Annotated in this window: 14 protein-coding genes; 11 read left to right on the top strand and 3 right to left on the bottom strand. The window is 63.6% G+C overall.

From position 1 onward, the window contains the following. Nucleotides 1–1,237 precede the first annotated feature (1,237 nt). Entirely contained in the window at nucleotides 1,238–1,840 is a 603-nt protein-coding gene (locus B1A78_RS03605; protein WP_144037667.1) for a hypothetical protein, read from the bottom strand. 140 nt (nucleotides 1,841–1,980) lie between these two features. On the opposite strand from B1A78_RS03605, the gene B1A78_RS03595 reads away from it, so the two are divergent. The 8 genes from B1A78_RS03595 (at nucleotide 1,981) to B1A78_RS03560 (ending at nucleotide 10,032) form a co-directional block, all read left to right on the top strand. After that, nucleotides 1,981–2,424: a hypothetical protein gene (locus B1A78_RS03595; RefSeq protein ID WP_077145639.1), complete on the top strand. Its 444-nt coding sequence runs from the start codon at nucleotides 1,981–1,983 to the stop codon at nucleotides 2,422–2,424. A gap of 483 nt (nucleotides 2,425–2,907) precedes the next feature. Continuing rightward, entirely contained in the window at nucleotides 2,908–3,567 is a 660-nt protein-coding gene (locus tag B1A78_RS03590; RefSeq protein WP_077145638.1) for a hydrolase, read from the top strand. 66 nt (nucleotides 3,568–3,633) lie between these two features. Further along, nucleotides 3,634–4,470: an alpha/beta fold hydrolase gene (locus B1A78_RS03585; RefSeq protein WP_077145637.1), complete on the top strand. Its 837-nt coding sequence runs from the start codon at nucleotides 3,634–3,636 to the stop codon at nucleotides 4,468–4,470. Between the two features lie 21 nt (nucleotides 4,471–4,491). Beyond that, on the top strand, nucleotides 4,492–4,740 hold the full coding sequence (locus B1A78_RS03580; RefSeq protein ID WP_077145636.1) for a XapX domain-containing protein: 249 nt from the start codon (nucleotides 4,492–4,494) through the stop codon (nucleotides 4,738–4,740). Next, a complete protein-coding gene (locus B1A78_RS03575; protein WP_077145635.1) occupies nucleotides 4,737–6,668 on the top strand; it encodes an amidohydrolase in 1,932 nt (643 codons plus the stop codon). Before B1A78_RS03580 ends, B1A78_RS03575 begins: the two co-directional genes overlap by 4 nt. Before the next feature lie 3 nt (nucleotides 6,669–6,671). Next, complete coding sequence (locus B1A78_RS03570) at nucleotides 6,672–7,082, top strand: DoxX family protein (RefSeq protein ID WP_077145634.1); 411 nt, start codon at nucleotides 6,672–6,674, stop codon at nucleotides 7,080–7,082. After that, on the top strand, nucleotides 7,079–8,671 hold the full coding sequence (locus B1A78_RS03565) for an MFS transporter (protein ID WP_077145633.1): 1,593 nt from the start codon (nucleotides 7,079–7,081) through the stop codon (nucleotides 8,669–8,671). The genes B1A78_RS03570 and B1A78_RS03565 overlap by 4 nt, the downstream gene beginning before the upstream one ends. Nucleotides 8,672–8,673: 2 nt before the next feature. Next, on the top strand, nucleotides 8,674–10,032 hold the full coding sequence (locus B1A78_RS03560; protein WP_077145632.1) for an alginate export family protein: 1,359 nt from the start codon (nucleotides 8,674–8,676) through the stop codon (nucleotides 10,030–10,032). Here the strand turns inward: B1A78_RS03560 and B1A78_RS03555 are convergent. Continuing rightward, nucleotides 10,029–10,958, bottom strand: coding sequence for a LysR family transcriptional regulator (locus tag B1A78_RS03555; RefSeq protein WP_077145631.1), 930 nt, complete (start codon nucleotides 10,956–10,958; stop codon nucleotides 10,029–10,031). The two genes, B1A78_RS03560 and B1A78_RS03555, sit on opposite strands and share 4 nt — an antisense overlap. A 112-nt stretch (nucleotides 10,959–11,070) precedes the next feature. Here B1A78_RS03555 and B1A78_RS03550 point away from each other — a divergent pair, with 112 nt between their 5' ends. Then, entirely contained in the window at nucleotides 11,071–11,769 is a 699-nt protein-coding gene (locus tag B1A78_RS03550) for a pirin family protein (RefSeq protein WP_077145630.1), read from the top strand. A gap of 73 nt (nucleotides 11,770–11,842) precedes the next feature. Then, entirely contained in the window at nucleotides 11,843–12,556 is a 714-nt protein-coding gene (locus B1A78_RS03545; protein ID WP_077145647.1) for an alpha/beta fold hydrolase, read from the top strand. Between the two features lie 308 nt (nucleotides 12,557–12,864). On the opposite strand, the gene B1A78_RS03540 is transcribed toward B1A78_RS03545, so the two are convergent. Next, nucleotides 12,865–13,350 carry an arsinothricin resistance N-acetyltransferase ArsN1 family B gene (locus B1A78_RS03540; RefSeq protein WP_077145629.1) on the bottom strand — a complete coding sequence of 162 codons (486 nt, stop codon included), beginning with the start codon at nucleotides 13,348–13,350 and terminating at the stop codon, nucleotides 12,865–12,867. A 158-nt stretch (nucleotides 13,351–13,508) separates the two neighbouring features. Here B1A78_RS03540 and B1A78_RS03535 point away from each other — a divergent pair, with 158 nt between their 5' ends. Then, nucleotides 13,509–13,838, top strand: a complete 330-nt coding sequence (locus B1A78_RS03535; protein WP_077145628.1) for a helix-turn-helix transcriptional regulator — start codon at nucleotides 13,509–13,511, stop codon at nucleotides 13,836–13,838. Nucleotides 13,839–13,846: the final 8 nt, after the last annotated feature.

Genomic DNA, 13,846 nt, shown 5'->3' with positions numbered 1-13,846 from the left:
GAGGCAACACCCGGACACGGCGCGCGCAGCCTCGCACAAGACTTACCGGCGTGCAAATCCCCTGCGGTACAGGCAAGCAGGCCAGGGCTGTCCTTGGGGGTCCAAACGCCTGACCTGCTTGCGGCCCAAGAGGGATCATCGAGCCAGCGGTTGAGGCCGCCGCAAGCAGCATAGCGCAAAGCAAGAAGCCAAACTAGCCAAGCAAATTTCTAGTGGCGGGCGTGACCGGGGCGGGGGCGCCGGCCTACACTAGGCTTGGAATCGCGCAGTGAGAACTGGACCAGTTTCAGGCCAGCGGGATTGATCCGACGAGGCTTTCGGAACAGTCTCGCAGCGGCAATGCAGATGACCGTCGGCGCTAATGCTGTAGCAGCCCGTCGCGCCGACCCACTGCCCCGCCTGTTCAGATACAAGGCCAACTCTTCCGCAATTGTCGCACGTCATCAAATCCGTGTTGATCGCCGCTGGCATTGCTCCCCCCTTTTGCCGCCGCCGTCGATCATTCTCTAGCCGATCTGGCGCGGGCAAGGTGCCTAATATTATTTAGGTTCGATTGAAAAAAGAAGCGACGCAGCCATCAAGACCGCGCCGCTTCAACGATGTCCCGAAGAGCATCGCCCCCTCTGCCTGCCCTGGACCTGGGTCGCAAGTGGTCCCCGACAAACCGAGCTTGTGCGCAGCCATTGCCCTGAAATCATTCCGGTAACTTGTGCAAACCCGACACGCGCACTCGCTTCGTCGCATGCTTGGGCACGGTGGCGCATCCTTTCCGCTCGTCGTGCGATGAAAGGATAGGCCCGCTCGATTGCCCCCCCTCCCGTATCGCCGGGCGGGCCTTCCCATTAGGTCAGAAGTGCAATACAGGTTATGCAAGATTCGCTCGTTTAAAGAGAGGCTTAGCATGACAAGCACCCCGACATCGGCAAAGTCGCTGAAAGCTTGGAAAACGCCTGAGGTTCGTGAGGTTAGTCCGGCGAAGCGCACGCGCGGCGGTAGCAGCTTCGTGAACGATCAAGAGGACCCTTGGTACACGGTGTCCTGATCCCGCGACGGGTTAGCGATTTAGCTGCTGCTCGATTATCAACGGCAGCGACTGCTGTGCATCCTTCATGATCGCTTCTCCGCGGCGATCTGGGTCCCGTTAAGCGCGGCCCTCTTCAGGCGAGCGACGCTCTGCCGCTCGAACTCGGCAAAGGCCGAGGGCGGCGGCATCTGAATGGCGACCTTCACTCCCATGTCAGGCCGTCCCGAAGCGCTGGGTCAGGAAACCGATCGGCGCAAGACCGGCGCCTCCGGAGGTCGATCCCAAGAGCGCCCGAAACCCTTCCACGAGGATCCGGTTGGTCTCGCCGCTCGCGCTGACAACTGGGGCGGTGTCATTGTTCACCTGACCCGTTGAGGTGAACGGCGAGTCTCGGTTCGCGGCAATGCTCGCGATGTTCGCTTCCGCATCGATGCGCGCCTTCGTGATCTGGGTGATCTCGTCGAGCAGGTTGAAATAGGGCGACTGCGAACCCGAAAACTCGCGCTGGATGTCGAGCAGGGCCTTCGCGGCTTCGGCGAAGTCGTCATAGGCCGAGCAGTCGCCGGCAAGGACGCGTGCCTTGAGCGGGTCGTAGGCGGCCTGCGCTGCGCCGAGACGGTCGCGAAGGGACTTGCCGTTGGCGCCGATGGTAAGGTCGTCATAGAGCGATTCAGGCTGGCGGTGATGCACAAGTCGCTTGGCTGGGGTTGGGTGCCACTCGAGGTCATCCCAAAAAGCGTCAAATATCGCAAGTGGCACCGCCGCTCGTTTCTTGGCCTCTATATGCCGCGTGCCGAGCCGCGACCGGTCTACCAAAATGAAGTCATCGATCCATCGGTCGAGGCACGCCGCAAACTAACGCCTGGCTATGACCCCATCAACATACGCACGGCCGCGCCGCCACGCAAGGAGAGGACGAAGCGCGAAATCTCCGAATATGAAGCGAGAGAGAATTCATGATCGAGCATTTGGTCGTCGACCGCTCCGCCTATTTCTACCGAGGGAAGCGGCGATTGTCGCAGGACGCGATCGATCGCCTGTTTGGTGCGGTCCGGGCGAAGGCGGCCGCCCCGTCCCAGAATATGTTCCGCGCCGTCCGCAGCCCAATGGGAGAAACGCTCTATTCGGCAATTTGCTTCTCCTATGAGCGCCCGGTGGCCTTCTTCGACGAGGAAGCCGACGTCCTCGAACGCGTTTTTGGCTTCTTGATGATCATTGAGAAAGACGACTATGTCGCCGTCGTCACCGAGCGCCAGGTTGCGGCCCATCATCATAGCCGCGAGCATGGCTTTCGCCTTGCCCTCGTACTCGCTCATCCAGCCGTTGTTGCAGGTATTGCACACACGTCTGACTACAACCTTGGCGACGGATCCTTGGCGATCCCGATCATAAACGCGTGACATGACATCGCGAGTAACCGGTCCCTCGAAGACGACCTGCTTGTGCCCCGCCATCTCAGGAATGAGATCATGTGCCCATTTCGGCCAAATATGTTTTGCCAATCACGCCTCCCCGCTCGCAAGATTATGGCCCTTAAAAGATTCCGGCCAGTCGTATTCAGCGACCATTGTCGTGACCCACATGGGCATTTGGCATACGCTAACCGATGGTCCGAACTGCCGATATGAGGCGCGTTGCAGCTTGGCCCCTAGCTCGCCTGATCTGGCCGGTAACGGTCAGTCAGCTTTGAAACTGAAATTCAATAATGCGGCCCTTCGGTCACCCCGGACTGACTGCCATCGCCGCTATGACCGCTCGCTTCTTTTCTATTTTATAGAACACAACAGATAATTTTATCCGTCTGTTTCGTACAAATTCTCCTGTCTAAACCGGCCACACCCCGAACGGATCGGGTCCCGGATTAGCCAACAGGAGTGTCAGAAATGTCGATCAAAGCTGCCCCTACTCCCGGCAAGGCCCTGCTGAACCCCAGCAACCACGCCCTGCTTCTTATCGATTATCAGTCGCAGATGGCCTTCGCCACCAAGTCGATCGCCCCCGAACTTCTGCGTAACAATGCCGCGCTGATTGCCAATGGTGCCGCGGGCTTCAATGTTCCCACGATCCTGACCACCGTCGCCGAGAAGAGCTTCTCGGGTCCGATGTTCAGCGAAGTCACCGATCCCTTTCCCGGTCAAAAGCTGCTCGACCGCACCAGCATGAATACCTGGGAAGACGCCGCAGTGATCGACGAGGTCAACCGCATCGGCAAGGACCGGCTGGTGTTTGCGGGCCTGTGGACCTCGGTCTGCATCGTCGGGCCGGCGCTTTCGGCCCTGGAGCAGGGATATGAAGCCTATGTCATCACCGATGCCAGCGGCGACATTTCGCCAGAGGCCCATGAGCGCGCCGTCGAACGCATGATTCAGGCAGGCGCCCGTCCGATGACGGCACTCCAGTATCTGCTCGAGCTGCAGCGCGACTGGGCACGGGCCGAGACCTATGACCTGACCACCGGCATCGCCCGCAAATGGGGCGGCGCTTACGGGCTCGGCATCACCTACGCCAAGACGATGTTCGGCGCGTCGGAGGGCGGCCACTGATTTTGCCCACCGGGCCGGAGGGCATCCCGTCCGGCCCAATCCCTGTCAATCGAAAGGATTTTCATCATGAGCTATGTAACCACCAAAGACGGCACCCAAATCTTCTACAAGGACTGGGGCCCGAAGGACGCGCGGCCGATCGTGTTCCATCATGGCTGGCCGCTGTCGTCGGATGACTGGGACATCCAGATGCTCTTCTTCCTCGCCAATGGCTATCGCGTCGTCGCGCACGACCGCCGCGGTCACGGCCGGTCGCAGCAGGTGAGCGAAGGCCATGACATGGACCATTATGCAGCCGACGCGGCAGCGGTGATGGAGCATCTCGACCTCCGCAACGCGGTCCACATCGGACATTCGACCGGCGGCGGCGAAGTCGCCGCCTATGTCGCCCGCTACGGCATTCCGCAGGGCCGCGTCGCCAAAGCGGTGCTGGTCTCGGCGGTCCCGCCAATCATGCTCAAGACCGACCGCTATCCCGGCGGCCTGCCGATCGAAGTATTCGACGGCATCCGGAGCGAGCTCGCGGCCAACCGGTCGAAATTCTTCCGCGACCTGCCCTCGGGCCCCTTCTACGGTTTCAACCGCGACGGCGCGAATGTCATCCCTGCGGTCATCGACAATTGGTGGCGCCAAGGCATGATGGGCAGCGCCAAGGCTCATTATGATGGAGTGAAGGCCTTCTCTGAAACCGACCAGACCGACGATCTGAAGGCGATCACCGTCCCTACGCTCGTCCTGCACGGCGATGACGACCAGGTTGTGCCTTACAAGAATGCCGGCGTGCTGCAGGCCGAAATCCTGCCGAACGCGACGCTGAAAATCTATGAGGGCTTTTCGCACGGCATGCTGACGGTCAACGCCGACGTCATCAACCCCGACCTCCTCGCCTTCGTGCGGGCCTGAGCCGAGACGGGAGAACGGACGATGAAACTCTACCTCGTCTCGCTGGGTGCCGGACTTCTGGTCGGTATCGTCTACAGCCTGCTCGGCGTCCGTTCTCCCGCCCCTCCGATCGTTGCGCTCGTCGGCCTTGCGGGAATCTTGCTCGGCGAGCAGATCATCCCTCTCGCCAAGCGGCTTGCCGACAGGCCCGAACTGGTTCGATACTTTCACCAGGATTGCGCCCCGCAGATATTGGGGACGCCGCCGACCGCTAAGGAGCGCGACGCATGAACCCGATCTCTCGCCGGCAGGCGCTCGCCGGCGCCGCGACCACCGCCCTTCTCACCGCCACGGAAAGCTTCGCCATGAACCAGCCCGACCTCATCATCACGAACGCCAAGGTGACCACGCTCGATCGCGCCAATCCCGAGGCGCAGGCGGTCGCGATCCGCGGCGGCAAATTCCTGAGCGTCGGCAGCGAACAGCAGGTCCGCGCCGCCGCCGGTCCGGACGCGACGGTGATCGACGCCAAAGGCCGCCGTCTGATACCCGGGCTGATCGACAGTCACATCCATGTCATCCGTGGCGGGCTCAACTATAATATGGAGCTGCGCTGGGACGGCGTACCGAGCCTTGCCGATGCGATGGCTATGCTCAAGAAGCAGGCTGCGAACACGCCGCCGCCGCAATGGGTGCGCGTCGTCGGCGGGTTTACCGAACATCAGTTCGCTGAAAAGCGCCTGCCGACACTGGACGAGATCAACGCCGCGGCGCCCGACACGCCGGTGTTCATCCTGCACCTCTATGACCGCGCGCTTCTGAACGCCGCGGCGCTGCGGGCGGTGGGCTATACGAAGGATACGCCGAACCCGCCCGGCGGTGAGATCGTCCGCGACGCGGCGGGAAATCCCACCGGCCTGCTGCTGGCGCAGCCCAATGCGACGATCCTCTATTCGACGCTCGCCAAGGGGCCGAAGCTGCCCGAGGATTATCAGCTCAATTCGACCCGCCACTTCATGCGCGAACTCAACTCGCTCGGCGTCACCAGCGTGATCGACGCGGGCGGCGGCTTCCAAAATTATCCCGACGATTACCAGATCATCGAAAAGCTGCACAAGGACGGCGAGATGACGCTGCGCATCGCGTACAATCTCTTCACGCAGAAGCCGAAGGAAGAACTCAAGGATTTTGCGACCTGGTCGACGCAGGTGAAGCCCGGCGATGGCGACGACACCTATCGCCACAATGGTGCGGGCGAGATGCTGGTCTACTCCGCAGCGGACTTCGAGGATTTCCGCGTCGAACGGCCCGACATGCCGCCGAGCATGGAAAGCGACCTCGAACCCGTCGTGCGTTTGCTTGCAGAGCGCAAATGGCCGTGGCGGCTCCATGCCACCTATGACCAGACGATTTCGCGAGCGCTCGACGTGTTCGAAAAGGTCAACCGCGACATTCCGCTGCAGGGCCTGAACTGGTTCTTCGATCATGCCGAGACGATCAGCGAGCGCAATATCGACCGGATCGCCGCGCTTGGCGGCGGGATCGCGGTGCAGCACCGGATGATGTTTCAGGGCGAATATTTCATCGAACGCTATGGCGCCAAGGCGGCCGAGGCGACCCCGCCGATCAAGCGGATGATGGAGGCCGGCATTCCCGTTGGCGCGGGCACCGATGCAACGCGCGTCGCCAGCTATAACCCCTGGGTTTCGCTGTCGTGGCTCGTCACCGGAAAGACGATGGGCGGCACGACCCTCTATCCCGTGCGCAACCGCCTCGACCGCGAAACCGCGCTGCGCCTGTGGACCGAGAAGAACACATGGTTCTCGAACGAGGTTGGCAAGAAGGGTCAGATCAAGGCCGGTCAACTCGCCGACCTCGCGCTGCTGTCGGATGATTATTTCGGCGTTGCCGAAAGCGACATCGTTCACCTGCGCGCGGTGCTGACCATCGTCGGCGGCAAGGTCGTTCACGGCGAAGGCGACTATGGTCCGATCGCGCCTGCGCTGCCGAAACCCATGCCCGACTGGTCGCCCGTCGCGACCTTCGGCGGCCATTATCGCCGCCCGGAGGGTGCGCAGAAGATGGCGTCGGCCTGCGGCTGCGCCAGTGCGTGCAACGTCCATGGCCACGACCATGCCGCGGCGCTCGGCGCCAATGTTCCGGCGGCCGACGTCCAGAGCTTCTGGGGCGCCTTCGGCTGCGGTTGCTGGGCGGTCTGAACGATGAACACCCCTGCTCCTGTCGCCCGCCTGCTCGGCGACCGCCGCTTTGCGGCCCTCGCCGCGGCTCTCCTCACTCTCCCCTATTGGACCAGTGGCATTGCCAAGCTGTTCGACCTTGGCGGCGCGCTCGGCGAAGCCCGGCATTTCGGGCTGGAGCCCGCCGCACTCGTCGTCGCGCTGACCATCGCCGTCCAGATCGGCGGCTCGCTGCTCGTCATCATCGGGCGTCAGGCCTGGCTCGGCGCCGGCGCGCTCGGCGTATTCACCGCCGCCGCAACGCTGATCGCGCACCCCTTCTGGCAGGTCGCCGATCCGGTTACGCGCTTCCATGAACGCAATACCTTCCTCGAGCATGCCGGCCTGATCGGCGGGCTGATGCTCGCCGCGATCCTGCAGGAGCGCAAGGCATGAGCGCCGCCGCCGCCACCGCAGCAGCAGCCGAACGCCCGCTCGCCAGCCCGATGTTCCGCGCCCTGTGGATCGCCACCATCGTCTCCAATGTCGGGACATGGATGCACGATGTCGGCGCGGGCTGGCTGATGACATCGCTGTCGCCCGACCCGCTGATGGTCGCGCTGGTGCAGGCCGCGACGACCTTTCCGATGTTCGCGCTGGCGCTCCCCGCCGGGGCACTCGCCGACATCGTCGACCGCCGTCGCCTGCTGATCGGCGCGCAGCTGTTCGGGCTGGTCGGCGCCGCCGGGCTGGCCGCGATCACGCTGGCAGGCCTCACCACCGCTTGGGTGCTGTTGGTCTTCACCGCGCTGATCGCGGTCGGCGCCGCATTTTCCGCGCCCGCCTTTCAGGCGATCGTCCCCGAACTGGTGCCGCCGAAGGCATTGCAGCAGGCGGTCGCGCTCAACTCGCTGGGCGTCAACATCGCCCGCGCGATCGGCCCGGCGCTGGGCGGCGTCATCATCGCCGCATCGGGCCCGGCCGCCGTCTTCGCGGTCAACGCGCTGTCGGTAATCGGCGTTATCACCGTGCTGGTCCGCTGGCGCCGGAACGCGCCCGACCGCCACCTGCCCGCCGAGCATATGGTCGGCGCCATGCGCGCAGGGCTGCGCTATGCGATGCGCGCGCCCGAACTGCAGGTCGTGCTCATCCGCTCGGTCGGCTTCTTCGTGTTCGCCAGCGGCCTCTGGGCGCTGTTGCCGATCATCGCGCGCCGCGACCTGGGCCTTGGTCCGGCGGGCTATGGCGGACTGCTCACCTTCATGGGTCTCGGCGCGATCGGCGGCGCGATCCTGATGCCGAAGCTGCGCGGACGGATGGGCGCGAACGCGATCACCCTGGCCGCGTCGATCCTGCTCGCTGCCGCGATGGCGGCGCTGTCGCTGGCGGGGGGCTTCTGGACCGCCTCCGCAGCCTTGTTCGTCGCGGGGCTGGCGTGGATCGCGATGATGGCGTCGCTCAACGGCGGCGCGCAGGCGACCTCCCCCGGCTGGGTCAAGGCGCGCGCGCTGGCCATCTATCTGCTCGTCTTTCAGGGATCGATGGCGGGGGGATCGGCGCTGTGGGGATCGGTCGCGTCGCGCATCGGCGTTCCCTCGACGCTGCTCGCCGCCGCGGCGCTGCTGGTCGCCGCCGCGATCATCCTTGCCTGGCGCTATCCGCTCGACCGCGCGAGCATGCTCGACCTCGCGCCTTCGGCGCACTGGCCGGCACCGCTCGTCGACGGCACCGTCGAGCATGACAGCGGGCCGGTACTGGTGACGATCGAATATCGCGTCGACCCGGCGAAAGTGCCCGATTTCTTCGCCGCGATGCAGACAATGCGCCGCATCCGCCGCCGCGACGGCGCCATCCACTGGGGCGTCTATGAAGATACGTCGGTTCCCGGCACGGTGATCGAGAGCTTCACGGTCGAAAGCTGGCTCGAGCATCTGCGACAGCACGACCGCGTGACCAATGCCGACCGCGTGCAGCAGGACGCGCTGCGCGCCTTCCAGACGGAGGATACGCCGCCGGTCGTGCGCCACTTCGTCACGCGTCGCTGACGATGCGGATCCCCGCCCTGCTCGCCGCGCTGCTGCCCCTGGCGGCGCAGGCGCAGGAGGTGGCGCAGACCAATTTGCGCTACGACGAGGATTGGTCGGTGCTGCGCGATACGCCCCGCAAGGGATGGCGCGAGGTCAAATATATCCCGATCGCAAGCGATGGATCGGCCTATCTGACGCTGGGCGGCGAGGCGCGGGCGCGCTTCGAGGGGTTCGACGACAATCTATGGGGCGATCCGCCAGCCCCCGACGACGGCTATCTTTGGCTGCGCGTCCTGCCGCACGCCGACCTGCACGCGGGTCCGGCGCGGGTTTTCGTGCAAGGCATTGCCGGCTATGCCCGCGGCGTCGGCGCCGGAAAGGGGCCAGCCGATGAAACCGGGATCGACCTGTTGCAGGCTTTCGCCGACGTCCGCGTCCCGCTGGGCGACAAGGCCAACCTGACCTTGCGCGGCGGACGCGAACTCGTCGCGATGGGGTCGGAGCGGCTCGTCGGCATCCGCTATGGCCCCAATATTCCGCAGGCATTCGACGGGCTGCGCGCGATCGCGGATATCGGGCCGGTGCGCGTCGACGCATTCCACTTGCGTCCCGTCGCGATCGGCGCTGGCGATTTCGACGATCGCACGACGAAGACGCGGCGGCTCGACGGCGTCTACACCACGATCGCGCCGGCAAGCGATGTCGGCATCGACGTCTATTGGCTGGGATATGAGAATGAGGCGGCGCGCTTTGCCGGCCGGACCGGACGCGAAAGCCGCGACACCTTCGGCCTGCGCTTCTTCGGCCGGCACGGCAACCTGGGTTGGAACTGGGAGGCCATGCTCCAGCGCGGGCAGTTTGACGGTGACCGCATTCGCGCCTGGTCGCTTGCGACCGAGACCGCATGGACTTTCCTGCAAGCGCCACTCAAGCCACGCTTGCGCCTCCGCGCCAATATCGCAAGTGGCGACCGCGATGCCGCGGACGACCGCCTCGGCACTTTCAACGCGCTCTTTCCCAAGGGCAAATATTTCGGCGAGCTGTCGCCGATCGGCCCGCGCAATATCGTAAACCTGCATCCCAGCGTCGATTTCGATCTCGGCAAGGGCGTGACGGTCGAACTGTTCGCGGCGCGCTTCTGGCGCGAAAGCCGCGGCGACGGCATCTATGACCTCCCCGGCCAGCTCCTCCGTGCCGCGGGCAGCAGCCGCGCGCGCCATATCGGCGACCAGGCGGAAATTTCGGCGGCCTGGCAGGCAAGCGATACCCTGTCCTTCTCGGCATCGCTTTCGGCCTTTCGGCCCGGCGCCTTCATCCGCGACACCGGCCCGGGCCGAACGATCCGCATGGTCGGTGCCGAGGCGATGCTGAAATATTAAAGGTCGATCATCCCGGCAATTTCCGCATCATGCTGGCCAAGCGTGACGAACTGTTCGAGCAGCCAAGAGGCTGCCGGTCCCGGCGGCGTGTCGCGGCGCCAGACGCCTGCAAATCGATAGGTCCCGCCCGGATGGTCGGGCATCGCAAGTTGCACCAGCGTCCCTGCGACCAGATCGGGCTCGATCATCGGCAGCGGCATATTGCCCCAACCGATGCCCTCGCGCAGCAATGCATGCTTGGCGCCGAGGTCGGCGAGCCGCCAGGTCTTGGGGCTCATCACCGAATAATCGCGCCCTTCGGTAAAGCGCGAGCGATCGGTAAGTACGAGCTGCGTATAATCGCGCCCGGCTCCGGGCGGGATCCGCTCCATCCGTCCGAGCGGATGATCGGGCGCCGCCACCGGGACCATGGAAATCGACCCCGCTGCAACGCATTCGACACCCTCGACCCCGACCGCCAAGGGCCCCGAGATGCCGAGGATGGCCTTGCGATCGAGGACCATCGCGGTGATTGCGCCGAGCGCCTCGACATGGAGCCGGAGCTGAACCGTCGGGAATTCGGCGGCAAAGGCGCGCAGCACCCGGCCCAGCCTTTCGGACGGCAGCATCACGTCGACCGCCAGATCGAGTTCGGCTTCCAGCCCGTCGAGCATCCCCTTCACCTTGGCGCGGAGCCCGTCGATCCCGACCGAAATCGCCCGCGCCTCCGACAAGAGCGCGCGGCCCGCGACGGTGAGTTGCGGCTTGCGCGTGCCCTCGCGTTCGAAAAGCGTGAGGCCGAGCTGCGCCTCGAGATTGGCGATGCCATAGCTGATCACCGATACGGCACGGTTGAGCTGGCGCCCGGCCGCCGCGAAGCTCCCCGTGTCGACGATCGCGAGGAAGATGCGCAGCTGGTCGAGCGTCGGCGTGCCGGGGTTGTTCACTTTTCCATTTCCTCGAACATATTGCCGCGTTTTATCCCACTGAACGGGAATGGCCGCAACGCCTAAATCAGCTCCATCGGCCGCCATCCCGGTGCGGCCCTGGAGACAGACTATGATCGAACTTCGACCTTTCGACAGCCTCGGCGGCGCCAACCATGGCTGGCTCGATGCCAAGCATCATTTCTCTTTCGGCGGCTATCACGACCCCGCCCGCACGAGCTGGGGCAATCTGCGCGTCTGGAACGACGACACGATCGAACCGCAGACCGGCTTTCCGCCGCATCCGCATCGCGACATGGAAATCATCACCTATGTCCGGGAAGGCGCGATCACGCACCAGGACAATCTCGGCAACAAGGGTCGCACCGAAGCGGGCGACGTGCAGGTCATGAGCGCCGGCACCGGCATCCGCCATTCGGAATATAATCTCGAGGATGTCACCACGAAAATCTTCCAGATCTGGATCATGCCGACCCGCGACGGCGAAGCGCCGCAGTGGGGTGCCAAGCCCTTCCCCAAGGGCGAACGGTCGGGCAAATTCGTGACGCTCGCCTCGGGCTATCACAACGACAATGACGCGCTGCCGATCCGCACCGACGCCCGCGTCCTCGGCGCCACGTTGCGGGCTGGCGAGACCGCCGAATATCCGCTGGGCAAGGACCGCAAGGCCTATCTCGTCCCGGCCAAGGGCGCCGTTCAGATCGACGACGTCCGGGTAAATGCCCGCGACGGAGCCGCAATCAGCAATATCGACGTGCTGCGCGTCACTGCCATTGAGGACAGCGAAATCGTTCTCGTCGACGCCGCCTGATGAAAAGGGAACGCAGCCTGAGGGCTTGCAGCTTTTCCCGATAGCAGACCAGAATGAGCAGGAGCATCAAGTTATGAGTGACCATTCGCAGGCGGCACCGACCGTCATACTCGTTCATGGCGCTTGGGCAGATGGTTCGAGCTGGAGCCGGGTAATTCCATTTCTGCTCGCCAAAAAAGTCCCGGTTATAGCGGTGCAGAACCCCACAACGTCGCTCGCCGACGATGTGGCGGCAACCAGGCGTGCGATCGACGCGATCGATGGCCCGATTGTTCTGGTAGGCCACAGCTGGGGCGGTGCCGTCATTACCGAGGCCGGCAACGATCCCAAGGTGAAGTCGATGGTGTTCGTCGCGGCCTTTGCGCCGAAGGCCGGCGAAACAGTGGGCGAGCAGGTCGGTCGGCACGATGCGCCACCCGCACTGAGCCACATCGACAACGACGGTTCCGGCTTTCTGAAGCTCAACGTCGAAGGCTGGATTTCCGACGTCGCACAGGATTTGCCGGAGATCGAGGCACGAACATTGGCCGTGGTTCAGCCGCCGCTCGCCGCAAGCACCTTCAGTGACAAGATCACGAAGGCAGCGTGGGAAACGCGTCCGACCCACTACATCGTCTCGACAGAGGATCGCATCGTTAGCGTCGCTCTGGAGCGCGAACTTGCGGCCGCCATGAAGGCAAGGACCGTCGAGTTGAAGGCGGGGCATCTCAGCCTTCTCTCGAAGCCGGAAGAGGTGGCCGACGTCATCCTGGAAGCGGTCGCGGCGACCGTCGAGAACGACAACTAGGACCTCACGTTGCCCGCTTCGTCGCAATCGAAGCGGGCCACAAACCGTCGGATTTTCCAGACTTCGGTATGTGACGCGGCGGACGATATCCGACGGTGAGCGCGAAGGTCGCAGCTTGAGGAGAAACGACTTCACGATGAGGATACGGCGAGTTGAACAACATGCGGTGAGTGTCGGGTGATCTCCCGGGCTTGGCCGATTTGGGACGGTCCGCTTCTGTGCAAAAAATGCGAAAAGTGGCCATTCGGTGTTCGCCAGCCTGCTACGACAGAAACCAGATTCAACCGCGTGCGCCGCCTCCGGATCATTCACAACAGTCGTTGCCACCAACCGACATCGTGCCAAGCATCAAATTTTCGTCCGACCTCGCGGTAGATGCCTATCGGTTCAAAGCCCATTGCTTCGTGCAGCCCGACGCTCGCGTCATTTGGCAGCGCAATGCCCGCAAATGCGGCGTGATAGCCCATGTTCGCCGCGGTAGGCAGCAAACTGGAATACAAGCGGCGCGCCACCCCGCTCCGCTGTGCGCCGGGCGCCACATAGACAGTGACATCGACGGATGTACGGTATGCTGCGCGAGTCCTGTGCTCGCTAGCGTAGGCGTAACCGACAACCTGCCCGTCAACTTCGGCTACAAGATAGGGATATTTGAGCAGAATGGCGGCGATGCGTCTTTCCATCTCCGCGACATCGGGCGGCACTTCCTCGAACGAGATCGTGGTGGAAGTTACATAGGGTGCGTAGATGGCCTGAACCGCTGGCGCGTCTCCCAAGACTATCTGACGAACATCCATATCTGCATCACTTCAAAATCGGGATCTGGACACACTGACCTGCCGCGGTCGGACGATCAACGCACCCTGCCCAGACGGAGCGCGAGAAGACCGAGACAACCCATCGGAAAAATACGATTGGTCTTGACCCGTACGAACCCATCGGATAATTCCGATACATGAACAATGATGCCGCCCTGCTCGCCCTTGCCGCACTCGCACATCCGACGCGGCTCGATGCGTTCCGCCTGCTCGTGCAACATGAACCCGAAGGTCTTTCGACAGGACAGCTCGTCGAACAGTCGGGACTGACGCAGAGCACCTTCTCGACCCACCTTGCCGTCCTCGCCAAGGCTGGGCTCGTTCAGTCGGAAAAGTGCGGACGCCAATTCATCCAGCGCCCCGACATCAATGCGCTTCGCGGCCTTATGCTCTTCCTCGCCAAGGACTGTTGCCAGGGTCGCGCCGAGCTATGCGAGCCCTTGCTCGCCGAACTCGCCTGCTGCTGAAGGAAGCC

This window comes from Sphingopyxis sp. KK2 (assembly GCF_001990265.1).
GTDB lineage: Bacteria > Pseudomonadota > Alphaproteobacteria > Sphingomonadales > Sphingomonadaceae > Sphingopyxis.
The sequence above is the reverse complement of the archived record's forward strand: the minus strand, read 5'-3'. Positions and strand labels throughout refer to the sequence as shown.